Here is a 23993-nt window from a genome sequence, read left to right as displayed (position 1 = left end):
GAAATACTTTTAGAGTATATCAAAAGTTCAAGTGGTATGCTGATTCTTAACCATGTGAAAAGGACATGGCCTCATCGAGAGTGTCCATGTCCTTTTTGTTCAGATTAACTGGTCTTTGCTTCTTTTACGTCTTTGTTCATTTTTAGCATGTTGATAATCAATAGAACAATACTGATGGCCAGGTATATGCTGACCGCTGGAGCATATAAAACGTGACCCGCCAAGAACGCAATCCCTGTACCGAATCCAATCGATAATAAAATCAGCATGTTCAATGGATGTAAGAGAGTACCTGGAGTTTGGAACAACAATTTCAAGAAAAGTCCAATAATTGTAAGGAATGGAAGAAGAATCAAGATAATTCCCAGTATTCCATAGGAAAAGAATAAATCAAAAAAGTCCATCTCAATCAATTTACGATCTTCAGGTGATTCATAGTTTCCAGCATAACCCATCCCGAACATTTTCTGAACAGGATCAGCTTCTACGTAATAATTGTACATTTCCGTAAAATACAAATTCCGGGCACTCAGGATGATGACCAGAATCGGAGAGTCCATGAGTTGAGTTTCTTCTTCCTTAGAAGGTTCTTCCTCGGCTGAAGGGTCTTCAGAACCGAACTCACTTTCAGAGTCCTCCTGATTTTTTTCTTGTTGCTCTTTTTGCTGCTCTTCAATGGCCCCCATGTCCCCTGACACGTTTGTAAACGTAGGGGAAAACGGAGTGACGGCAAGTAGAGCAATCAAGAAAACAAATGAAAAGATCAGTCGCAATCGGAGCAATGGATCTTGGACTTTCTTTCTCTTTTGAATGATCCAATAGATGACATAAGTGACAAATACAATAACAGCTGCAAGTAAGACCGCAAAGTAACCGACTTTTGTTCCAATAAGAATGGCTACAGAAGCAAGCAATACGACTGGGATGAAATAGTATATTTTCTTTGCTTCCTCCATCTTCAATAGAGCATATAGGTAAATGAGTGGAAAACATACAGCAACGATTGAACCGAGTTCGTTTCCGGAGTGGAACCAACCTTTCATTCCGAATTTGTTCCATTCATAAGTTTCAGATGATGTACCAGTTAGAATGGCAATGAACATAGAAATCGAAATGATGAGCATAGCAATAGATGTGTATTTAAGTATTTGCATTCTTTTTTCTGATACCTTATCAATGGAAGTGAACAATAGTAAGTAAGAACCGAGCATGACATGGAAATAGACAGTCTTAGCAATGAACTGTAGTTCAAGGAACGGGTTAAAGATAGGTTTAGCAAAGAAGTTGTAAACCAACCCGATTCCGAATACGACTGCAATAGCGATTAAATACCACAAGACATACTTTTTCAATTTGCTGGAGTTGCCGAAGAAGATGAACCATAAAGACAATCCCATGAAAAGGACACGGACGACAATTCCGATCGTCAAGCTTGTGTCTAAAGCACGTAAAGAAAAATATGTAAGAATATCAAGAATCGGTTGTAAAACAATGAAATATAATAAGAGCTTTTCCAACAGCTCTTTTTTGAATAATTTTGGCATAAGTCACACCTCTATATGGAATGTCCTGAATACATATTGAAGTATAAACCATTCTCATTCCACTGTCTATGAGTGATAAATAATGTACGAAAGTTAGGGAAGAGGTATTATTTTGTTGAACAATAGTGCGGGCAAGACGTATAATTGTATATGTGAATGAATGATCAAAATAGCAGAAAGCACAGGTTATAAGGTAGAATAGGAAATGGTCTCAAGTCCTGGATAACGAACGTCATAAAAGTTGAATTTTGTCGAATGTTATAAAGGAGCTAAGAAATACGAAAAGATCATTAATAAAAAGACGATTATATTCCTTAATGAAGAGGAATCATCCTATTATAAAAGATGATTTTTAGAACATAGAGAAGACTTTGTTAAGCAAAAGCAGTTCAATATCAACTAAGATGCATCACTAGCCATGTTTGTGATTGGAAGAAAGGGAGTTATTTGAATGAAGAAGTCATTATGTGTCGTAGGTCTCGGATATATCGGTCTTCCTACGTCCGTTATGTTTGCTATACACGGTCATAAAGTCCACGGAGTTGATGTCAACCGTAAGGCCGTGGAAATGATCAATGCAAAACAACTGCACATCGAAGAGAATGGTTTACAAGAACGTTTAGAAGAGGCTGTCGATGCCGGCAACTTCAAGGCTGCTATGGAGCCTGAAGAAGCAGACGTGTTTGTAATCGCAGTACCTTCTCCGATTCGTGAAGATAAAACGGCGAACTTGGATTATGTGCGCAAAGCGACAGAAGCCATCGTTCCTTACGTTCGGGAAGGGAATCTGGTCATTTTAGAATCTACGGTACCCCCGCGTACGGTCGAGGACGTCATGCTCCCTGTCCTAGAGGGAACAGGCTTGAAAATAGGGGAAGAGTTGTTTGTTTCACACTCTCCTGAACGTGTCATCCCTGGGAAAGTGTTCCAAGAATTGGTGGACAATGACCGAATCGTCGGAGGAATCAATGAAAAGTCATCGACCATGACAAAAGAGTTGTATCAATCGTTTGTGAAGGGGAACATTCATTTAACCGATGCGACGACAGCTGAAATGGCAAAGGTAATCGAAAATACTTACCGTGACGTCAATATTGCATTTGCCAATGAACTCGCTTTGATCAGTGATAAGATTGGCGTGAATTCATGGGAGGCCATCAAATTGGCCAACTATCACCCTCGTGTCAATATACACACTCCAGGTCCAGGAGTCGGAGGTCATTGTATAGCCGTTGATCCATGGTTCTTAGCAGAAATCGAACCCGACCTTTCCAAGATCATTCAACTCTCTCGGAATACGAATGATCACATGCCTGTGTACACAGCGGAGCAGATCGTGAAGATTGCTAAAGAACAGTTCATCCACGACCCTAAGGTAGCGTTGTTCGGTCTTTCCTTCAAAGCAAATATCGATGACCAGCGTGAAAGTCCATCATTGAAAGTGATATTGGAATTGGTTGAAAAAGGAATCAGTTTCACCACTTACGATCCGCACATTAAAGAAAATGTCGCTTCCAATCAGACACAAGATATGGACGAAGCCCTTGATGGCGCGGATATTCTAGTCATCTTGACAGATCACGATGAATTCAAGGCCCTTGACCCTGAATATATTAAAGGTAAAATGAAAAATAAGCTTGTTTTTGATACGAAAAATGCGCTATCGTTAGATGAGTGGAAACAAGCTGGTTTCATCTCGAAACGCTTAGGAGATTCAAAAAACGGATAGGGGTCTAGGTGAAAACATGAAGGAACAGTTTTTAGGAGTTGACGTGAGCAGTTATTCTTACGAGCAGCTCAAGCAAAACATAATCACTGATATCGATCAGAATAAACAATCCTTTATTGTAGCGATTAATCCAGAAAAAATACTACAAGCGCAAAAGGATGCGGATCTGATGCGTTTGTTGAATAAAGCTACTTACCAGATCCCTGATGGTGTTGGAGTATTGTTGGCTTCTAAATTAAACCGCGGAAACATATCGCAAAGAGTGACAGGGATCGATATGCTCCTCACGCTTTGTGAACAAGCCGCTGACCATGATAAATCCGTCTTTCTTTATGGGGCTAAACCAGGGGTAGCGGATAAAGCGAAGGATAGCTTGAAGGAGAAATATCCGAATTTGAAAATTGCTGGTGTGATCGATGGATATGAGAAAGATGAGAATCGGATCATACAAACCATCAATGAAACTCAACCGGATATTCTGTTCGTTGCACTAGGTAGTCCTAAACAGGAGTACTGGATTTTGGACCATATGAAAGACTTGAATGTGAAGATTTTTCAAGGAGTCGGAGGATCTTTCGATGTCATTTCAGGACGAGTGAAAAGAGCTCCAGACATTTTTCAACGCTTTGGTTTGGAATGGTTATATCGTCTTGTGACGGAACCTTGGCGAATAAAACGCCAGATCAAACTGCCAAGCTTTCTTTTTAAAGTATGGAAAGATAAAAGATAAATCACAGAAAATCCCAGAGTAACCGTTACTCTGGGATTTCTTATATTCTATAGGTCTTCTTGTATGGCTTTCTTAATTCCTTCTTCAGAAGCCGGCACGTTTTCATCAAAACTAAAGCTTCCTAATGGCCACGCATCTACACGAAGAGAGACCTTGCCTTCAGTATTTTCCCTCAACTCTTTTAAAATAACTTGGACCACATCAATGAATGGTTCCAAATCAGGCTCTTTTTGATCGGGATTTGACATTAATTCATTGTAATCGTCAAACGATTTCAATTCCATTTCTTCTTTAACTGGTCTAAATTCCACATAAAAGGTCAAGTCTTCACATCGATTGTTTTCGTCATAAGCATCACACCGGACTCCTAAGGTATCGGAAAACGGGCCGTGAGGGTTGCCGGCAAAATGAAAATAGGTTTTTTCCAGAGATTGGAATAATCCTTGATATCTGCGATCTAAGAAATAATCAAAGTAATCACTTTCGTTTTCTTTGAAATGTTGAGCGAATTCCTCTTTGTTTTCAGGTTTTAAATCGTAAAAGGTTAGGTAGCCTTTCTCATGATTAGTCGGTACTTCAATCCATATGTCATTCAAATCTAAAGGAGTCTTCTGAACAAGTTCTAAAAGCTGATAGTATTGATCAATCCATTCCTGTTCACTATTGAAATTCTCTATTTTCTTTATGCTTTTCATATTTAGAGTAAATTCCGTTTGATCTTTAATGACATCATAACTCACAAGGTTTCTTTCATCAGATTTCGTGAATCCGACTCTTTCGAATTCGGGAAGGTAACTTTTTAGTTGCTTGTATTGTTGAAAAGCTGCCTTCCCCAGTTCAAGTTCATCGCCTACAACTTCAAACCTTTTGGTGAATAACCCTCCATCAACATGAACACCGAATACGAATTCGGGTTGATCTTTGAAAGCGACCATATGTGTTACGTCTCCCATATTCCCAGCATGTCCGGCTTCTTCTTTTACTAGAGTAATTTCCTTATTGTATTTTTGTTTAATATATCGATTGATTTTAGCTTCCGTGTTAGGAAAAAAATAAATGTATATGACTAAGCTTATCATCAACATGAAAGACAAAACGACAATCATGAGTTTCTTCAATCATATTCCTCCAATCGTAAGGTGAACAAAAAAATGAACCAAAAACTAAATCATAAAGGTTTAGTTTTTGATTGTTTTTTTAAAGGTTTGTATGATATCTGCAACCGTTCCAGTCGTTTCACTTTTCGCAATTCGGTTGACATCCCTCAGTTCATCCCGGTGGACCTGTTGATTGGATAAAGTTTTTATAGAAACCTCATGGAGCTTCTTCCACTCCCAATTCTCATCTTCAATATGAAAATCTACGGGACGGTTATAAATCTGAGCAAGTGAATCAATTTTTGGATCATAGGAAATCGGTACAAAAGGCGTCTCGCAAACAGCAGAGAAAATCAAGGCATGAAGGCGCATGCCGATCAATAATTCTGAGGCTGTTATGATCGCCATCTTCTCCTCAATGGAAGAGTCTGCTGGTGATACATAAGCTCTATGCTTCATATTAGCAGTAATCTCTTTGGAGAATTCATAATCAGAAGCACCATGCATCGGCACAAAAACAATGGAATACCCCTCTTCAGTAAGCTGATCGGCTGCCTGTGCGAGCTTGGGAATGAATTTCTCCTTCCCAGTCCAGTCTCTCGCGCTAATAGAAATAATCGGCGATTTAACCTGATTTTCCTCAATCCAGGAGCTCGGCTCTTCAGAACGCTCCAGACCTAGAACAGGGTCTGGAACAAGGCTGATTTCCTTTTTCACCCCTATCGTCCGCAATAAGTCCATGGAATCCTTGTCTCTTACGGTAATTTTAGAAACGCGGTTCAAGGTGTACGTGACCAATTTCTTCAGAAGAGACTGGCGGAAGGGGCCCATTCCTTGAGCGTAGATGTACACCGGTTTTCTTAGAAAGCGCGCCATATTCATGATGGCCGTGTAGTAAATGATGGACCGGGGACCAGTAGCGTTTTGAAGAAGGCTTCCGCCTCCGCTGATCAGACCGTCAGCCTTTTTCAATATACGGACAACATCATTGATCTTCCAACGGTTGACGGATTCAACACCGTAAGTCGCTGTTGTGTGAATCTCATCATTCGTTAAGACCGTAATACGGATTTCAGGATCAGCGTTTCTTAGTTGTTTAATCATCGAAGCTAAAATGGCTTCGTCTCCAGCATTGTGAAAGCCGAAGTAGCCGGATAATACGACATGCATAACAATCACTTCCTTACAGCTAGTGAGTAGATTTTAATACAGATCATGCCAATAAGAAAACCGAATACGATGCTGTATCCTGTTCTTAATAGGGAGAGATACAACGGGATATGAAAGTGTGTGAACGTGTTGACGATGGACATGAATCCTATGACTCCAGGGATGAGCAGGAATTTTCCGATCTTTTGATGGTCTGCCATCACATATAAGCCGAGGAGATAAGCGGGAATACCGATTAAAAATTCTTTTGTTCGTGGTCTTGCATAGAGCCATTCCTCTAATTTGTTTCTGAAAGCGAGTTCCCATTCTGGTACTAAGTTGCCGTTCCCGCTTCGAAGTAAATAATAGAGGGCGAAGAGACCGAATACACCGATGAATAGGATGTGCCACCATTTTGTTTCCCGAATGACCGCTTTTAAAGAAATTCCCCATACCGCTGCAATGGTAAAGAATATTAAAGGAGCGATATAAAGCAGCTTGACACCTCTGAACAGTTCAATACCTGCTAAGAAAACCGAGCCGTTCAACAAGCTGATGAGGATAAGAATTCCTATAGAAATAATTCCTAAAGCCTTCAAAAACATCAGGGTTATAAATTTTATTTCTTTTGTTCCAAATGCCGTAGCTCTCAAAGCGAAAATCGGAGCAGCAATCGCGGTGATCAAAGCGAAACCTTGAAGTAAGATCAGTTTTTGAGTGACGATATAACCGAGCGCAATCAAAAAAGGGAGAGCCGTGAGCCACTGCCACTTCTTACTTTCAAAAGTGGAGGAGAGCGCTAGATATGTATAGATGATCCCAGCAATCAAAGCGGTTAGGATTTGAAAGAAAGAAGGCTCAAAAGAAGGAATTCCATTTGCTTCTCCTAATGAGAATTTGGAAGGCATATTTTCATTAACTTGCTTGATATACTCAAGGGTGAAATCAAAGGAAGCCATCTCTTCTGAAGTCATAAGGATGGATCGTTGATTCCTTTCTTTAACGGCACGAAGGGTACGGTCCACCTTTTCCTCCAAAGTTTGTTTCCCGTGCATAGAGCCGAGGTCGTGTAGGCGCACAACGTCATGGTCCAGTTGCTCAGTAAAATAGCTCACCCCACGGTAGGTTTTGAACTCTGTCAGATAAATTCCATCGCTTCCTTCTTCCAAGAGTTGAGCATACAAATCCATTAGTTTTTTATCTGGATAACCCGGCATATTTTTACTTGCGATATGTAAATAGTCCTCATCGCCTTCATATGTATCCTTAATAGACTGCCATTGTTCAAGATTCTTCGATGAACCATCATTAAAGTAAGACAGGATAACCTCAAGGTCCGCGTCTCTTACTTTTTCTATGAGTGGCTGTTTTTCATCAAGGGAGCGGGAGGAAAAAAGGACGCCGGACAGACCAGCATCCCTAAGGGACTCAATGATTTCTTCTTCGCTCTCAGTTTCAATCATTTGAGCAAGCCTCTCATCGGTAAGGATGATTTCATATTCATTTTGTGTCCATTCAATCGACCAACGTTCGATAATGCTTGGGATGGATAGAAGGAGTAGACCAATCATGACCATCCATAAGACTTTTTTTTGTTTCATACTTAACCCTCCATTTTAGACAAACCACTTACCAACTAGAGGCATGGATTTCAACGTTTTCTGATCGAGCGCTTTTGTGAAGTATAGGAGAAGGACATAAATCAGTCCTCCGACTACGATGGAACCAAGGACATATAAGAAGGAAACGATCCGAGACCAATTTTCTACGGGAAAGATTAACGTAGGGAAGCCGATGACACCTCCCATCACACAAGATGCCACGATAATCTTCCATAGGGTATGCTCGAAAATGCGGAACCGTATCCGTTTGTAAATGAAGGTGGTATTGTAGATTGTCAGAGCAAGATAGACGATCAGTGTCGTATAACCCGCTCCTTCAATTCCAAGAACAGGGACGAACACGAGGTTTAAAACAAGCTTCAGAGCTACGCCTGCAATGATGATCCAAGCGGCTGATTTCGCATAATCCATCCCTTGTAAGACACCTGTCCCTATGATCGTCAGAGAAGTGAAAATGGAGCTTACTCCAAGAATCGCAATGACGAGGCTTCCTTCTGCGTTTGTAAATAAGGCTATATTTAGAGGCACAGCCAAAGCAAAAAGCCCAACTGCTGCCGGCCATGAGATCAAGTGGGTAAGTCGGTGAGTCAATTCAATAGTTGAACGCATGCCACTCTCATCGTTTTCCTTTTTTCTGGCTGTCAGCAATGGAACCAACGGAAGGATGACAGAAGTAGCGAATACCGTGGCGATCTGCACGAGTGAAAGACCCCGCCCATAAATGCCGTATACATAGGAGATCGATTGCTCCACACCCAACTTTTCTAAACCGAACGGTACCGTAAAAGAATCGACAATATTCAAAAGAGCCATCGTTACCGTTCCTACAGCGATCGGAAAGGAAATGACCAAAATCGTCTTCGCCCATTCCATAAAATCGCCGAAGGTGTACCGGTCTTGAGAAGCCTTCACCCTGTGTGGAGATTTAACGTATAAGAACCTTAAAAACAATAAAGAGGCGAGGACACCAGCGACGGATCCAATCATTATGCCTCCCGCAACCTTTTCATCTGAAAAATTCTGTGCGATAAGTATGTAGGCGATGAGGATAATCAATCCTGCTCTGACGAACTGTTCAATCACTTGTGAATATGCGGTTGGATTCATATCGTCGAAACCTTGGAAGTAACCACGGTAAACGGCCATATAAGGGGCAGCGAGCAGACTCGTAGACACAAGAAGAAGCGCTGCCCTCGATTCCTCTCCTCCCAGAAGCTCACTGATGGGGGAGGAAAAAGCAGCGATCACAGAAAAGCTTACAAGACCGAACAGCAATCCAAGCAGACTGGCGGTTTTATAAATCTTTCGGATGTCATCGTCCTGTCCAGCCACTCTTGCCTCAGATATGAGCTTGGAGATGGCGATTGGAATTCCGGCGACAGATAATATGAGTGTCACCATATACACCGGGTAAACGAGAGTGAAAATTCCAAGGACGACATCGCCGGCTATATTTTGAAGCGGAATACGAAACAAGCTACCCAACATTTTAGAAAGCAGGGTAGCCAGGGTAAGGATGAATGTACTTTTTATAAATGTGTTTTTACTCATGGCGATTTCTCACCTTTTGTTTGATGACATGATAAGTGAAACGGGGTAGGGCGAGCATTCGTCTCCAACGGCTCGGCTGTTTGAGAAGACGATACAACCATTCCAGGTTTTTGTTCTGCCAACTGAGGGGGGCACGTTTAACCTTGCCCGCAACAACGTCAAAACTTCCTCCCACACAAATGAAAACGCCATGGTCGAATTGGTCGATATGCTCAGCAATCCACTTTTCCTGCTTAGGAGCACCCAGCGCTACAAAAATCAAGTCAGGTTGGACTTTTTTTATTTCTTCTGTAATCGTATTTTCATTCCAATTGAAGTACCCGTCATGAGATCCGACAACTTCAATATGAGGATAAAGCAATTGAATATTCGTTTTAGCGGCTTGGAGGGTATCTTGTTCTGCACCCAATAAGTATATTTTGTACTTTTTCATATCTGAGACTCGTAAAAGCTCCATCATGACGTCATAACCTGTTACACGCTCAGGGACCGTCTGACCGAGAATCCTGGAAGCTTTAACGATTCCGATACCATCCGCTGTTATGTAAGTGGCACGTTGGAGGTTTTTCATATAATCCCAGTCGTCGTTTGCTCTCATCACGATTTCAGGATTGGCCGTAATGATGAAAGACTTTTCTTTGTTTTCGATATGGTGTTCTATATCGTCGATCAACATCGATTGATCGGTAATTGAGAATGGAACGCCTAAAATATTTACGTGATTCATTTTATGATGGGACTCCTTTAATATACACAATCCTACTCTCCATAATATAACACAAAAAAGGAGCAACAATATAGTTGTTGCTCCCTCATTTTAACATGATTCGTCATTTAGCCACAGGTAATTTTTTGAGACTCGTACCATAGTACGAATATCCATCACTATAGACGAAAGTTTGGTCATAATTATAGTCAGCGAAATTTTCAGGCGTCACTTCGTACCAGGTTCCACGTGCCTGAACTTCGTCGAGAATTTGGAAATTCACTCCGAATTTAGGCATTTGATAGAGTTTGTTGTCTCCAACTTCAGGTGTGGAACGGACATTTACGTAAGAGGTGATCGTCTGTGCAAGATCGTAAGCTCCATTTTCAGCTTCTTGTTCGTATTGTTGACTCAAGTAACGATCAGCGCGGAACATGTGACCAGCTATTTTTTGTCCCCAGTAGGCATCGGAAGCGTATTTAACGTTCATACCTGTGCTCTTGTTACCAAGGTGTGCTCCGTTATAAATAGAGGAGCTTGATTCAAAGTAGCGAGGAACGATGAACGCTTCAGCAGCTTCAAGAATTCCTTCTTCATAGCTCTCATATTCCCAGGCATCTTCATAAGGATTCCCGTCGTTAGCTCCGATTCCGAACAAGTTATTCTTATCTCTTGCAATGGCGCTTTTACCCCAATTGCTTTCATGAATGGCATGCGCCAGTAAATATAACGCATTTGTTCCATATTCTTCTTCTGCTTTCTTAAAAGCATGGCCCGTTCCAATTAACGGACTGTCAGGAGAGATATGGGCCAGGTACTCATCCAGCTGTTCTCCTGTATAGTTGGTTTTCGTATAAAGAGGCATTTGGTTGAAATACTGGTAAGCTTCTCCTGCGAGCGTGCCATCTTCAAGGTAGAACGTGTTTCCATTTTCGCTATAATATTTCGCGCCCTCTTCCATGAAGTCTGCAGCCTGGCCGTACAAGTAGCGCGACGTTCGATCCGTAATCGCGTTGTATAAGCGGTGGTAAAGCAGGCCGTCATTCACTTCATAATAAGAGCGGTCTTTAACCATGTGTTCTGGCGTCAAGTTGATTTTGCCTGGTGCGACATATCCTTCCGTATCTGCAAGGCGGATTTTAATATAATCCTGTTGTATTTCCAGCAGCTCAACATCTACACCACTTGTTGTATAAGTGACACTTGAATTCATATCCTCTGTCGTGTAAAGGATTGTGAAAGCATTTGTCGTTCCCTGCCCTTCATTGATCCAGGCAATGTTATTCCCCTTTAATACCACCTGGTTTCCAGAGGCGTAGGAAACGGCTTCTTCATACGTTTCAAAATCTTTATGTATGATAGGTTCATTATCCAAGTCCAAAGTAGCGACGCTGTAATCCAGTTCTTTCGGTGGGTTCAAAACCTTCAACAAACGATTGATGACAGCCGCGGTTTCTCCTCGGGATGTTTCATCAAAAGGTGCGAAGTAGATGTTTCCTTCGATTTCTTTTCCGTTAATGATTCCTAGATTCTTTAACCGTTTCACAGCATCAAGAGCATAGGGTTTGATTTCATTGCTATCTTCAAAATCCAACGCCTCAGACTCACTGATGACCCCTTTCATTTCTGCGGCACTAACAATAATCATGGCCATGTCCTGACGTGTTATGTAATCGGTTGGTCCAAAATTCCCGTTTGGGTAACCTTGGATGAGACCTTCTTCTGTTGCTGCAAGGACATAAGGATAATACCATTTACCAGGATCAACATCCCCATAGTCATTACTTTCCGAGGCACCGACTTCCGCGATTTCTTCTTCTCCGTATTGGATGTCAAGTGCACGGACAATAAACGTTGTGAATTGTGCACGTGTCACTTTATCATCGGGTCCGTATCGACCGTCCCCATATCCCTCCATAATCCCTGCATCAATAAGTGCTTTCATATCATCCTCAAAAAGTGTTCCTGTAATGTCATCCTCAGCAGCCGCTGAAACAGGCATGGTCAAGGTGATAAAAAAGACAAAGCTTAGGCAAATGATAAGCCATTTCTTCATGTAATTTGTTCCTCCCTGTCGAATAGTAGATTCATGTATTAATCTACCAGAAACATAGGATGATGAATAGCTATCATTCTACCTAATTTTGCAAAAACTCAATCTTTACCCAAATCATAGTGCGGAAAAACTATGAAATGATAAAAATTTGTAAATTAGTCTTTTCGTAGGATAAAAATTTTGTCGTATATACCGATATAATGAACAACTAGATGATGGTTGCTCTTACATATTATGGATTAGTTGTCGGTAGGAAGGAGGATTCATCAGGTTGCTGTCGATTTTTGCTTCTGGGATATTAACTAAAAGGAGTACGACTAAAATGTTTAAGAAAGTTTCTAGTTTAATTATAGGTGTTTGTTTGTTGAGTGTGATACTTGGTTCAACTTATGACATAAAAGTTTTCGCTTCATCTGTGGAAGGAATCCCTACTGAGTACGAGAGTGAAATCACTTATTTGACCGACCAGTCGATCATCAAAGGATTTCCAGATGGAAATTTCCATGGGAAAGATGAAGTAACAAGAGAGCAGGCGGCTACGATGGTCGGCCGTGCACTTGGTTTAGATGGAAAGGAAAGAGATACAAAATTCCCGGATGTGAGCGAAGAGTCATTTGCTTCAGGATTCATTCAGTCTGCTGTGGAAGCTGGTGTAATCAAGGGCTACCCAGACGGAACCTATCAACCGAAGTCTATTATGACTCGTGGAGAAATGGCTTACTTGATTTCGAATGCATTCAAATTGAAGGAAACAGGTGATGTTTCCTATCATGATGTGGATGAAGAAAGTGCTGTTTATCAGCCCGTGAACCTCCTGACCACAGCTGGGATCACGGAAGGAACACCAGGTGGTTATTTCATGCCTGAGAAAACCATTACTCGGACGGAATTCTCTTTGTTCGTTGCGCGTGGATTGAATTCTGACTTCAAAGTATCTCAAGAAGAGGAAGAAGAAGGGCCTGAAGAAGAAAAGCTTGAAGTACTCAGTGAAAAAGTGGTGGATGCCGACTTCTTGAACGTGCGCCAAGGTCCTGGAACCAAACATAAAGTAGTAGGCAAGTTAATGACGGGGGAAACGGTTTCTGTTTATAAGGAAGAAGGAGATTGGAGATATATCCAGGCTGGCAATGTGAAAGGATATGTCCATTCTTATTATTTGTTGGACAAACCTGAAGGAGATTGGAAAATAGCGATCGATCCTGGACACGGAGGGAATGACCCTGGTGCGAGTGCCAATGGTCTGATTGAAAAAAATGTAGTTCTTGATGTCAGTCTAAAAGCAAGAGAATACATTGAAAATGCTGGAGTCAATGTAGTGATGACTAGACAGACGGATTGGTATCCATCATTGGACGGCCGAGTAGCGATTGCGACGAAGAATGACGCGGATGCCTTTGTGAGTGTCCATGCAAATGCGTTCGTCAGCAGTGCTACAGGTGTAGAGACATTCTATTATGCCGCTGGTTTGTCTGATCGTGAATACGCGAGTGTTAAATTAGCTACATTCATCAATGAACGTCTTTATAAAGAAATGGATATGGGCAACCGAGGGGTTAAAAACGTTGGATATCGTGTTGTTAAACACAATCCTCTTCCTGCCGTCCTTACTGAAATCGGCTTCCTGACAAACGATGAAGATTCCTCAAAATTAAAAACAGACAAATATAGAGAAGCAGCAGCCCGTGCCATTGCGATGGGAATTGTTGACTATTATAATTGGAAAGAATAAGGTTATAGAAGCGGACATTTTGTTCGCTTCTATTTGTTTATCATCAGGGAGGGGAATTGCATGAAACGCGCAATCAGGAAAGTGGTTTTAAGTTCTATCATTCTATTCTCTATTATTTTTGGAGTACAAGTCTCTGCAGCGGAAGACGAGAAAATGGACCGGGTCATCATTGGTTTTGAGGAAACGATTAATCCTGAAATCCTTGAATCCATTCAAGTACACCATACATACGAAAACATACCGGCCGTTTCAGCAACTTTAGACAGCGGAGAGTTGGAGCGGATTCAGTCTCACTCTGATGTTATGTGGGTTGAAAAGGATCAGAAAGTAGAAACAAGTGGCCAAAAAGAAACGTGGGGATTCAAGTCCACGCAAGCCTTGCAATCGAGAGAATGGGGGTTGGATGGGGAAGGAGTAAAAGTAGCAATCATCGACACCGGGATTGCTCAAGATCATCCTGATTTAGATGTGGTCAAAGGCATCAGCGTTATCGATGGATCCGATAGCTGGGCAGATGACAATGGTCACGGTACACACGTGGCTGGAGTGATTGCTGCTAAAAATAATGATGTAGGAGTCGTTGGGGTAGCTCCTGATGCTGAACTGTACATAGTCAAAGCTCTTGACCAACAAGGCGATGGTTGGGAAAGTGAGATCATTGCAGGCATAGAATGGGCGATTGCGCAGGAAGTGGACATCATCAACTTGAGCCTGACCTCCTGTCAACCTTCCACGGGGATGAAAAATACGCTGAAACAAGCGGAAGAATCGGGAATCTCTGTTGTTGCAGCTTCTGGAAATGGAGTCCTATGCAGCGGAGAATACTTAGATGATGTGATGTACCCTGCCCGTTATGAAAGTGTCATCAGCGTCGGAGCCATTGATGATAAAAACATGAGGGCATTATTTTCTTATGGAGGCGCATCTCTTGATTTTGTAGCTCCAGGTACAGGCATTTACAGTTCTTATATTACGACAGAAAAACATCCCGATGGATACCGCAGTATGAACGGCACATCGATGGCTGCTCCTTTTGTTAGTGGAGTTATGGCATTAACAAAGCAGGCTTACCCTCATACAGACATCAATGATTTGGAGGATCTTCTCATTGAAAACGCCGTTGACCTTGGGGAGGAAGGAAAGGACTTTGATTATGGACATGGCTTAGTGCAGTCACTGTCTCAGCCGTTTAATGATATTGCAGAGAAAAGCTGGTACTATTCCTATGTTCAGGAATTATATAATGATGGAATTATTAAAGGAATTAAAGATGGGGTGTTCGCTCCTCTCGGTGAGATCACTCGTGAAGAAGTCGTGACAATGATTGGAAGAAGCATTGGATTGGATGGAGAAAAACGAGCGACTCCTTTTCCTGACGTAAATGCTGCGTCCTTCGGCTCCGGCTACATTGCATCAGCAGTGGAACGAGGAATCATCAAAGGTCTTCCAGACGGAACCTTTGGACCGAAGAAAAAAATCTCAAGAGGAGAAGTTGCTGTGATCATCGACCGGGTGTATGATCTGGAGTCCACTACCCAGGTTTCGTTCCCGGATGTTTCCTCTGGTGTCTATTACTATGACGCGGTCACGGCTGTTTCGACAGCGGGGGTCGTCACAGGTTTTCCTGATGGAACCTTCGGACCTCAAAAGAACATAACCCGCTCTGAACTTGCTGCAATTTTAGCGAGAGCAATGTGAAAAAATGCCTTCCCATTTAATGTTGGGAAGGCATTTTTCTTATAACGTCACATGGTTGGAGAACCTCAATTTGTAGGTTCGGCATACTCATAAATTGCACCGTCACTGGAAGGGTCATTGTACATCATCACTACAAGATCAAAATCATGTTGATCGATATAGTTTAGAAGGGAACGGTCACGATTATGACGTGGGTCATAATAAGTAGTTTCATAGAATTGTTGTGCAAGCAAAAAAGATAAAGCATTGGCATACGAGTCTTTAATAATCAGGATGCGCTCTCCATCCTTTTCTAAGTCTGGATTTGTAATTTTCATTTCACGGTAATCCCTTGTATGGAGGGTACTGTAATACACTTCTTCCTCCTCTCTATGAAAGGCGCGTCCGTAAACGTCTTCCACAGCAGATTTTTTCCCGTTAATTTCAACTACATAATCATTATATTGTTGATCTTTTGGAGTGTAGGCACACTTATTCTCAACGGTATCAATCGTTAAATATAATTGCCGGTTGAAACTGCCGACAAAATCTTTGTCCGGTAAACACTTTTCCTCATAACTCTCTACCTGAAGCGCATCTGGTCGTGCAGGTTCCTCGTTCTGCTGTTCAGCTAACCAGTTCACAATCATCTGATAGCCTTTAAAGGCTCCTTTGGCATTCCAGTGGTGGTCTGTTTTGAAGAAAAGATTCTTCATTTCTGCTTCTGTATAGGTTTTATTGAACTGCTCAATCATGTCGAGTTTAGGGATATCTTCATCCAATGAAGATAGGAAATGATTGCGTACTTGATCGTAAGCGCCACGTTCAATGTATTCGGGAAGCAGGAATTGCATGTTACTGACCTTATGAGGCGTATTCACATAGTAAAAATCAATCTCTTTTTCCTCTAACCGTTTATATAACTCACTTACTTTTTCTGCTCCTTTACTCAATTCGCTTTTAGGATAACTGTGTTTAGGTTCGGTCGTGATCCACCCATTATCAGAAACATAATAACCCATCAGAAAGGTTTTTCCTAAAGACGACTGAAGGTGCAAGTAGGCCTTTAACCACTCATCACGAAGAGGGAACTGATCAGTAAAAAAGTTCTCGAATTGACCCATAAACCCACCGCTGATGAATTGCTCTTTTTCCAGGGGAGGCGGAGCAGCAAGAGAACGGTTTTCGATATAAGACGTTTCCCGATTCGGGGTGATGACCACGTAAATAGCAATTATGAAAATCATAGAAAGGAAACCGAAGGCAACTAAAAGATTCGTGATTTTTTTCATTGTTCTCCATCCCCCCCTAAAATCTGAAATAAATGAATGGGTTGTATGTGGAATTGACGAGCTGAAGCGTCGCCCCAATCATCAACAACATATAAAAAGCTGTAGACATTAAAGGTATGGCGTACTGTAAAGGTTTCGTCTCCATAACAGATGCGGTCTTTTTCTTTAAGTAAGGGAACACCGGCAGACTGAATAGAGCGCCACATAAGAAAATATACCAATAGTCGTTCAAATAGATATAACTTTGACTGTCCAGGTAACCATGAATCTGCCAGCCGAACATTCGCTGAATATAAGAAAGAGAATAAGAAAAGTCATCGGCACGGAAGAAGACCCAGCCAATCATGACGATGAGTAATAGATAAACGTGTTGAACAGGTCTCCATAGTCTTCCCAATACTTTTGAAAGACCGATGCGTTCGAGTGTAATCAACACGCCATAATAGAAGCCCCAGGCCATAAACGTCCAACTTGCCCCATGCCAAAACCCGGTGATCGACCATACAATTAATAGATTCCGGATCGTCTTTGCCCTTCCACCTCGATTTCCCCCTAGAGGAATATAAAGATAATCCCTGAACCAGGAGCCTAAGGAAATGTGCCATCGTTTCCAAAATTCTGTAGCACTTCTAGCGATGTATGGATAATTGAAATTCTCCAAGAAGTCAAAACCGAACATCTTGCCTAAACCGATGGCCATATCACTGTAACCGGAGAAATCGAAATAAATTTGCAGCGTGTAGGCGGCAATGCCGAGCCAGGCCGTGACTAAACTGAGCTCATCAGCTGGAGTAGCAAACACTCCATCCGCCACTTCTCCGAATGCATTGGCAAGCAGAACCTTTTTGGCAAGTCCGATGATGAAACGTCTTACCCCATTGGAAAACTTCTCAAGTGTGACGAATCGACTCTGAAGCTGATCATTGATGGAATGATAGCGGACGATCGGGCCTGCAACCAACTGTGGGAAAAACGAGATATACAGAGCCAAGGAAATCAGATTCTTTTGAGGTGCTACCTCTTTTCTGTACACATCAATGACATAACTCATCGCCTGGAACGTGAAAAAAGAGATTCCAATCGGCAGCGGGAGTTCCAACGGTTGATAGGATGTGTCGAATATATAGTTTACGTTTCTAATCAGAAAGTCTATGTACTTGAAAAAAAACAAGATGAGAAGGTTACCGATGATGGCCATAGAAAGGAAAAGCTTCTTATTGGAAGATTGACCAAGCCAACGACCCAAAAAGTAATTCATATGGATGGAAAACAGCATCAGCAAAATGTAAATCGGTTCACCCCAGGCATAAAAGAATAAGCTCGCCATCAATAGAATGATATTTTTCAAGGCCCTAGGTGATAGAAAGTAAATAAGTATGACAGCAGGTAAGAAACAAAAAAGAAAGACTAAATTACTAAAGACCATGGTGGACCACCTTTAAACAAGCAATAGGGCACAACGGTGCCACCTATTATTTTATCACTTTTTGTAGATGTTTGAAGGATTTGTTAACCAGAAGGATATAGTGTAAGTCTATAAGCATAAGCCTTTTATCACTAATAGAATAGAGTATATTCAGAAATATTACAGAGGCATTTCATTATGTAGTTTTAAATAAATACAGTAAAAAATTCAATATTGACGAAAATATGTCGATATAACAACAAGTAATGGTTTATTTTGACACAGATATCATTAATTTCTAAAAAATATAATTCTATCTGTTGAAATAAAACTGAAATCTTGTATGATTAGTAAGTGAGTAAATTTAACCCATACAATGAATTTATATCCAATTTAGTAACCATATAGATTCATAAGTCACCTGTGATTTGTACATAAAAGCATAAATGGGTTAAACGAATCAAGTATATCTACTGACATGTGAACCTTTTATTGGAAGGGGAACCAGTCAGTTGAATAATACCTTTTATAGGAGGAACAACATTATGTCTTACCAACCAAAGTCTAACCGTAAATTTTATGCAACTGCACTAACTACTGCTGTAGTAGCATCTGCAGTCGCACCAGTTGCTGTATCCGCTGACCATGTTTTCAGTGATGTAGAAGATGGCCAATATTACTCAGAAGCCGTACATCATCTAGCTGACCAAGGTGTTCTTCAAGGTCCTGGAGACGGAACATTCAATCCAGATGGAAAGATCATCCGTGCTTCAGCAGCTGAAGTCCTTATGAAAGCTCAAAGCCTTACACCTGGTGGAACAGAGGACTTCTCTGACGTTGACGAAGATGATTGGTTCTATAACGCTGTACGTGCAACATCTCCATCAATCTTTGAAGGTGACGGATCTGGCGAATTCAATCCTAGTGATCTTCTGACTCGTGAACAAGCCGCGGCAATTATCGTCCGTGCATACGGCTTGACAGGCGATACTGATCATTCCTTCTCCGATGTAGAAGATGGAAGCTGGGCTGAAGAAGCGATCGCGATCGCTGCTGAAAACGGAATCATCGAAGGTTACAATGGTAAATTCATGCCTAAAGACGATGTTACTCGTAAAGACTTCGCTGTAATGGTTTACCGTGCTATGCAGAATGAAGAACCAGAACCAGTACTTACAGTCGAAAGCACTACTGTAGTAGATGCTAATACACTTGAGGTTACTTGGAGCAATGGTGAAACGACTACTGTTGAGCTGGAAGAAGCTCTTGTAAATGGCGACAACGAAGTAACTTTCGAAGTTGATGGTGAAGAGTACACGGTAACAGTAAGCTATGATGCTTTAACTCCAGCTGTAGAAGCTGCTGAGGAAGCTATCGCTAACCTTCCAGAAGAATTGACTCTTGAAGATGCAGAAGCAGTAGAAGCTGCACGTGCTCTTGTAGATGTTGCTCTTGAAATCGACGAAGATGCAGAAATCGAAGGTCTTGAAACTCTAGTAGCTGCTGAAGAAACTGTTGCAGCACTTGAAGCAGAAGCGGCTGCGATTGCTGAAGCTACTGAAGCTGTAGAAGCTGCTGAAGAGTCCCTTCTAGAAGAAGATCTTGCTGACGCTCAAGAGCTTGTTGATGAGCTTTCTGACTCTGACGCAAAAGTTCTATTGAACGCTCGCCTTGTTAACGTACAAGATCAGTTGGACAGCATCATCGAAGCTGTCAATGATGCAGAAGGTGAACTAGAAACGTTCCGTGCTCTAGATGTGAAGCCTTTTGAAAACGTGAACGAAGATTACATCGATGAGTACGTTGCTAAAATTACAGAAGTAACTACTGATGAAGATAATAACTTTGTTCCTTTCGAATCAATTGCTGATATTCAAGAAGTAATTGATACTGTCAACAAAGAAATTCTTGATACTGAACTAGAAGGTGACTTAACGGCCGCTGAAAATGCTGTTATGGCTGTGGAAGCTGTAGAAGCATCCGTTAAAGATGGTTCATTAAAAGTTGAAAACTTTGATGCTGAAGATTTCACAAAACTAGTGGAAACTGCACAAACAGCTATTGATGAGCTGCCTGCGGACTATAAAGTTGATGAAGAAGCTGACGAAACTGAAGTTGAAAGACTTCAGGACAGTCTTGATGAAGCTGTAGAAGTAGTTGAAAACTATGTAAACGTAGTTGATCCAGTATTGACTGCAGAAACACAAGTTGAACTATTCAATCTATTAACAGCTGACTTTGAAAATGTAGATGAAGATAATATTTCTGATTATCAAGCAGCTTTAGAAGGATCCGTAACAGTAAACGGTAATTCTTATGACATCGACACAGTGACACTTGAAGATGTTCAATATGCTGTAGACTTCGTCAATGCTCAAAATGCTGTTGAAGGCTTCACTGTAGATGCTGAAACTACTCAAGCTGACATCGACGCTCTTAAAGCACTTGTTCCAATGACAGGTGAAAAAGATGATGATGGCAATGCAACTGCAACAGATGCAGAAAAAGTCCTACTTGAAGAAGTAAAAGCAATTCAGGATGACTTTAACGCTCTAGTTGAAGCTACAGAAGCTCTTGCAGAGGCTGTAAATGAAGCTACAGAAGCACAAGAAGCTTACCTGGCAGCAGGTGGAGACGTAGATGATGCTGACTACAAAGCTGTTGTAACTGCCCTTGAAAGTGCAGAAGATGTTGATGTTGACAGTACTTCTGATATCACAGCTGCCACTGAGTCTCTTAACACAGCAACTGCTACACTTGAAGCTAGCACAAAAGCAATGGTAGATTTGGCTGAAGCAGTAGCTAAAGCTGAAGCTGCACAGGAAGCTTACCTAGCAGCAGGTGGAGAAGAAGATGATCAAGACTATCAGGATGTCGTGACTGCTCTTGATGCTGAAACACAAGTAGAAGCTGATATTGAGACTGCAACGAAAGCACTGGAAGCTGCTACAGCAGAGCTTGTCCTCGTTAACGATGTAAACGATGCTGAAACTGCAGAAGAGCTTGAAACAGCTCTAGTTAACTTGGGTAACGACACTTATAACAACCTTACAAGTGTCCAACGCCTAGAAGTTGCGGAATGGTTCCTAGCTACCGTAGCAGACCAAGACCCTGCTTACGCTGATTCTACAGTGATCTCTAGTGATTTATCGGATGCAATCTCTAACACTAGTGAGAATGGGTACCTTGATCTATTAGAGGATGTTAATGAAGCTACATCTATTTCTATTACTGCTACAGACGCTGCTCTTGAAGCACTTGAAATCGAAGAGTATGAAGCACTTACTGCTGCTGAGCAATTGGAAGTAGCTGAAAATGTATTGAACGATAAGCCTGATGGTGGATACACTTCCATATCTTCTATCGTTGCAAACTTCTAAGCTACAATCTATATTGAAGAAGCCAACCTTAATTGGTTGGCTTCTTTCTTACATAAATGGAGGAGCTGATCTATATGATGAACATGACAACAGAGACAGGAACACGAGCTTCCGTCCACATTCAGCCGATTGAAATGAAAAAAGTAACGTTCACATCTACCCCCTATACCACTTCTCAAATACGTTATCAATCTATGAAAAATCAATACAACTTTCTACTAAACAAAGCCCCGATGGATAAAGAAGATGTGGACGAATTTCGTTCGATGGTAAACGCATTGATAACAGAACTTGATCAGTACGAAGAAGGTCTATTCATGTTACGGAAAATTCAAAAGCAACTTAGAAAGCAACAAAAAAAGCACGAAACTAAAGCTCAATCGGAAACTTTAGAAGACTTCCTAATCAATAAGAAGCTGATGAATTTTATCAATATAGGTGCTTTGGGGAGAAAATGGGTCGCCGGACGTCTTGATGAAAAAAAACTAAGGAGATCATCGGAGGGTGAAATAACAGAACAGGTAAATAAGCAAATCACAAGATTGAATGACAAAATCTCTTTAATAAAGAAAGAAGACAATAAGGAAATTCTTATGAGTCAACTCTCAGAGTTGGATATTGCATTTGATAATGACTTGTTAGCTGAGAAAGTGATGGAAGGGTTATTATTAGAAGATCTATCGGATGTGAATACATTATCTGACCTCAACAAACGGATTGTAACTATGAAAAATGATATTGAAGAGGCGGGGATTGTTGATAGTACTTTTGAAGAGCAGTCGATCGAAAAACTTCATCACTCTTCTGAACCTACAGAAAAATGACTAAGAAAGCAGTTCAGTTAAGGATGACAAGGTGGAATCATCATTTTGTCTTCTTATCTGAACTGCTTTTTTATGAATATGGAACCACGGCTAAATTCCTTTCACCTTCTCATCATCTACAAAAGTGGGAATAGGATGACATCCATCTCTTTATCTGTAGTACAATGAAATTAGTAAATTCTGTAAGGAGGGAATGTGGTTATGAAAAAGCTTTTGACGGGTGCACTATCATTAACGTTTGTATTTTCCCTTTTCTCCACAAGTATAAGTGCTTCGGATTCTTTCCCGGACCTCGATCAGGCAAGCTGGGCGAAGGAAGAAATCCTTTATCTGCATGAAGAAGGAATTATTAATGGGTTACCGGATGGGACGTTCGGTCCCAAAGAGAATGTGACTCGAGCTCAAGTAGCCGTCATGCTGGTAAGAGACCTTTACCCTAATGAAAAGGCTGAAAATGAACCCCCTTTTAGTGATTTATCGAAAAGTGCCTATTATTATGATGCAATCGCAGTAGCATACGAAAAAGGAATCATGAAAGGTGATGGCGCTAACATGCGGCCGCAAGATCCCGTAAGCCGTGCGGAAGCCGTTGTGATGGTTGATCGCGCTTACGACATTGAAAGAGATGGAGAAGTCAGTGGTTTCCCTGATGCGAATGATATTTCCTGGGCAACCGAAAGCATTTTAGACTTGTCTTCTCAGCACATCATCAATGGAACACCTGGTGGTACATTCGAACCTTTCCAAAACATTACGCGTGCATCTTTTGCTAAAGTTTTAGCTGCGACAATTGAGCCTTCCTTCCGAAATGATGCAGCGGGATTGAGTAACAGTCAAATAGCTAACAAAGTGGATACCTTACAGAGTAAGGTCCATACGACTCTGTACAATGATTTGAAGGAATACGGAGTAGACAAGGAAGATCGTGATTATGCACGCATTGAAGAAGAAATAGCACAGTATGCGACTGAGAATTTCAGTGAAGGAGTTGAAGGTGCCTATTATGATGCCTGTTTAAGTTGTGACACTTTATATTACTTCAATTCTTATGCATGGGACATCCACATGAATGTTGTTGAAAACGATGGTGAGAAGGTCATTGTTGAGACGGTTCAGCCGGAGACCTTCGGATATTTAGGGTCATTTGAAACCATTACTTTAATGAAACAAAATGGGAATTGGAAGTTGGATACTATTGAACAAACACTGTTTGATGATGAGCGACACCTTGACCTGACTGTAGAAGAGGCGAAACAGAGAATAGAGGATGAAATTGGTGAAGATAATGTGACTTACTTGGACACATATGAAAGGCGTGTACAGGATTGGGAGGGAGATTATTACGTTACTGATATTCACGTCTTCAAGAACAATAATGATGACTCTGAAATAGAAGTGGATGCTTCCACTGGTGGTATTCCGATCTAATTACCATCATAAATGAGAGCCAATGAAGGGCTGCTGTAAACTACAGCAGCCCTTCATTTTTTATTCTCCTTGAA

General features: G+C 41.3%; 16 protein-coding genes. 7 read left to right on the top strand and 9 right to left on the bottom strand.

The annotated features are described in order from the left end of the window. Positions 1-104: 104 nt before the first annotated feature. Complete coding sequence (locus ACJA3J_RS18735) at positions 105-1544, bottom strand: O-antigen ligase family protein (protein ID WP_406944970.1); 1440 nt, start codon at positions 1542-1544, stop codon at positions 105-107. Between the two features lie 451 nt (positions 1545-1995). On the opposite strand from ACJA3J_RS18735, the gene ACJA3J_RS18730 reads away from it, so the two are divergent. Together ACJA3J_RS18730 and ACJA3J_RS18725 are read left to right on the top strand one after the other, a co-directional pair. Continuing rightward, positions 1996-3273, top strand: coding sequence for a nucleotide sugar dehydrogenase (locus tag ACJA3J_RS18730; protein WP_406944969.1), 1278 nt, complete (start codon positions 1996-1998; stop codon positions 3271-3273). Positions 3274-3289: 16 nt separating this feature from the next. Further along, positions 3290-4003, top strand: a complete 714-nt coding sequence (locus ACJA3J_RS18725; RefSeq protein ID WP_406944968.1) for a WecB/TagA/CpsF family glycosyltransferase — start codon at positions 3290-3292, stop codon at positions 4001-4003. 47 nt (positions 4004-4050) lie between these two features. Here ACJA3J_RS18725 and ACJA3J_RS18720 read toward each other — a convergent pair whose 3' ends face one another. From ACJA3J_RS18720 to ACJA3J_RS18695, 6 genes are all read right to left on the bottom strand, one after another. After that, a complete protein-coding gene (locus tag ACJA3J_RS18720; RefSeq protein ID WP_406944967.1) occupies positions 4051-5121 on the bottom strand; it encodes a hypothetical protein in 1071 nt (356 codons plus the stop codon). 60 nt (positions 5122-5181) lie between these two features. Next, positions 5182-6270 (bottom strand): polysaccharide pyruvyl transferase CsaB, encoded by a 1089-nt coding sequence (gene csaB / locus ACJA3J_RS18715; protein ID WP_406944966.1) that lies wholly within the window; start codon positions 6268-6270, stop codon positions 5182-5184. A gap of 5 nt (positions 6271-6275) precedes the next feature. Then, positions 6276-7850, bottom strand: coding sequence for a DUF5693 family protein (locus tag ACJA3J_RS18710; RefSeq protein WP_406944965.1), 1575 nt, complete (start codon positions 7848-7850; stop codon positions 6276-6278). A gap of 15 nt (positions 7851-7865) precedes the next feature. Further along, positions 7866-9422, bottom strand: coding sequence for a polysaccharide biosynthesis C-terminal domain-containing protein (locus ACJA3J_RS18705; RefSeq protein ID WP_406944964.1), 1557 nt, complete (start codon positions 9420-9422; stop codon positions 7866-7868). Further along, entirely contained in the window at positions 9415-10149 is a 735-nt protein-coding gene (locus ACJA3J_RS18700; RefSeq protein WP_406944963.1) for a WecB/TagA/CpsF family glycosyltransferase, read from the bottom strand. Before ACJA3J_RS18700 ends, ACJA3J_RS18705 begins: the two co-directional genes overlap by 8 nt. 103 nt (positions 10150-10252) lie before the next feature. Continuing rightward, positions 10253-12184, bottom strand: a complete 1932-nt coding sequence (locus tag ACJA3J_RS18695) for an S-layer homology domain-containing protein (protein WP_406944962.1) — start codon at positions 12182-12184, stop codon at positions 10253-10255. Positions 12185-12506: 322 nt separating this feature from the next. On the opposite strand from ACJA3J_RS18695, the gene ACJA3J_RS18690 reads away from it, so the two are divergent. Together ACJA3J_RS18690 and ACJA3J_RS18685 are read left to right on the top strand one after the other, a co-directional pair. Further along, positions 12507-13913 carry an N-acetylmuramoyl-L-alanine amidase gene (locus tag ACJA3J_RS18690; protein WP_406944961.1) on the top strand — a complete coding sequence of 469 codons (1407 nt, stop codon included), beginning with the start codon at positions 12507-12509 and terminating at the stop codon, positions 13911-13913. 60 nt (positions 13914-13973) lie between these two features. Continuing rightward, on the top strand, positions 13974-15611 hold the full coding sequence (locus tag ACJA3J_RS18685; protein WP_406944960.1) for a S8 family peptidase: 1638 nt from the start codon (positions 13974-13976) through the stop codon (positions 15609-15611). A 65-nt stretch (positions 15612-15676) separates the two neighbouring features. Here the strand turns inward: ACJA3J_RS18685 and ACJA3J_RS18680 are convergent, their stop codons facing one another. Together ACJA3J_RS18680 and ACJA3J_RS18675 are read right to left on the bottom strand one after the other, a co-directional pair. Continuing rightward, positions 15677-16882 (bottom strand): DHHW family protein, encoded by a 1206-nt coding sequence (locus tag ACJA3J_RS18680; RefSeq protein WP_406944959.1) that lies wholly within the window; start codon positions 16880-16882, stop codon positions 15677-15679. A 16-nt stretch (positions 16883-16898) separates the two neighbouring features. After that, on the bottom strand, positions 16899-18308 hold the full coding sequence (locus ACJA3J_RS18675) for an MBOAT family O-acyltransferase (protein ID WP_406944958.1): 1410 nt from the start codon (positions 18306-18308) through the stop codon (positions 16899-16901). A 524-nt stretch (positions 18309-18832) separates the two neighbouring features. Between ACJA3J_RS18675 and ACJA3J_RS18670 the strand changes: the two genes are divergently transcribed. From ACJA3J_RS18670 to ACJA3J_RS18660, 3 genes are all read left to right on the top strand, one after another. Continuing rightward, positions 18833-21667, top strand: coding sequence for an S-layer homology domain-containing protein (locus ACJA3J_RS18670; RefSeq protein WP_406944957.1), 2835 nt, complete (start codon positions 18833-18835; stop codon positions 21665-21667). Positions 21668-21741: 74 nt separating this feature from the next. Continuing rightward, positions 21742-22491 (top strand): hypothetical protein, encoded by a 750-nt coding sequence (locus ACJA3J_RS18665; RefSeq protein ID WP_406944956.1) that lies wholly within the window; start codon positions 21742-21744, stop codon positions 22489-22491. A gap of 201 nt (positions 22492-22692) precedes the next feature. Continuing rightward, complete coding sequence (locus tag ACJA3J_RS18660; protein ID WP_406944955.1) at positions 22693-23919, top strand: S-layer homology domain-containing protein; 1227 nt, start codon at positions 22693-22695, stop codon at positions 23917-23919. Positions 23920-23993: the final 74 nt, after the last annotated feature.

It is taken from the genome of Halobacillus sp. SY10 (assembly GCF_045401165.1).
GTDB classification, from domain to species: Bacteria; Bacillota; Bacilli; order Bacillales; family Halobacillaceae; genus Halobacillus; species Halobacillus aidingensis.
This window is presented reverse-complemented; position numbering and strand designations above follow the sequence as displayed.

What these genes read in the sequence shown, in the direction of transcription:
- ACJA3J_RS18735 (WP_406944970.1), bottom strand. Translation starts at nt 1,544, where the DNA reads ATGCCAAAATTATTCAAAAAAGAGCTGTTGGAAAAGCTCTTATTATAT.
- ACJA3J_RS18730 (WP_406944969.1), top strand. Translation starts at nt 1,996, where the DNA reads ATGAAGAAGTCATTATGTGTCGTAGGTCTCGGATATATCGGTCTTCCT.
- ACJA3J_RS18725 (WP_406944968.1), top strand. Translation starts at nt 3,290, where the DNA reads ATGAAGGAACAGTTTTTAGGAGTTGACGTGAGCAGTTATTCTTACGAG.
- csaB (WP_406944966.1), bottom strand. Translation starts at nt 6,270, where the DNA reads ATGCATGTCGTATTATCCGGCTACTTCGGCTTTCACAATGCTGGAGAC.
- ACJA3J_RS18710 (WP_406944965.1), bottom strand. Translation starts at nt 7,850, where the DNA reads ATGAAACAAAAAAAAGTCTTATGGATGGTCATGATTGGTCTACTCCTT.
- ACJA3J_RS18705 (WP_406944964.1), bottom strand. Translation starts at nt 9,422, where the DNA reads ATGAGTAAAAACACATTTATAAAAAGTACATTCATCCTTACCCTGGCT.
- ACJA3J_RS18700 (WP_406944963.1), bottom strand. Translation starts at nt 10,149, where the DNA reads ATGAATCACGTAAATATTTTAGGCGTTCCATTCTCAATTACCGATCAA.
- ACJA3J_RS18695 (WP_406944962.1), bottom strand. Translation starts at nt 12,184, where the DNA reads ATGAAGAAATGGCTTATCATTTGCCTAAGCTTTGTCTTTTTTATCACC.
- ACJA3J_RS18690 (WP_406944961.1), top strand. Translation starts at nt 12,507, where the DNA reads ATGTTTAAGAAAGTTTCTAGTTTAATTATAGGTGTTTGTTTGTTGAGT.
- ACJA3J_RS18685 (WP_406944960.1), top strand. Translation starts at nt 13,974, where the DNA reads ATGAAACGCGCAATCAGGAAAGTGGTTTTAAGTTCTATCATTCTATTC.
- ACJA3J_RS18680 (WP_406944959.1), bottom strand. Translation starts at nt 16,882, where the DNA reads ATGAAAAAAATCACGAATCTTTTAGTTGCCTTCGGTTTCCTTTCTATG.
- ACJA3J_RS18675 (WP_406944958.1), bottom strand. Translation starts at nt 18,308, where the DNA reads ATGGTCTTTAGTAATTTAGTCTTTCTTTTTTGTTTCTTACCTGCTGTC.
- ACJA3J_RS18670 (WP_406944957.1), top strand. Translation starts at nt 18,833, where the DNA reads ATGTCTTACCAACCAAAGTCTAACCGTAAATTTTATGCAACTGCACTA.
- ACJA3J_RS18665 (WP_406944956.1), top strand. Translation starts at nt 21,742, where the DNA reads ATGATGAACATGACAACAGAGACAGGAACACGAGCTTCCGTCCACATT.
- ACJA3J_RS18660 (WP_406944955.1), top strand. Translation starts at nt 22,693, where the DNA reads ATGAAAAAGCTTTTGACGGGTGCACTATCATTAACGTTTGTATTTTCC.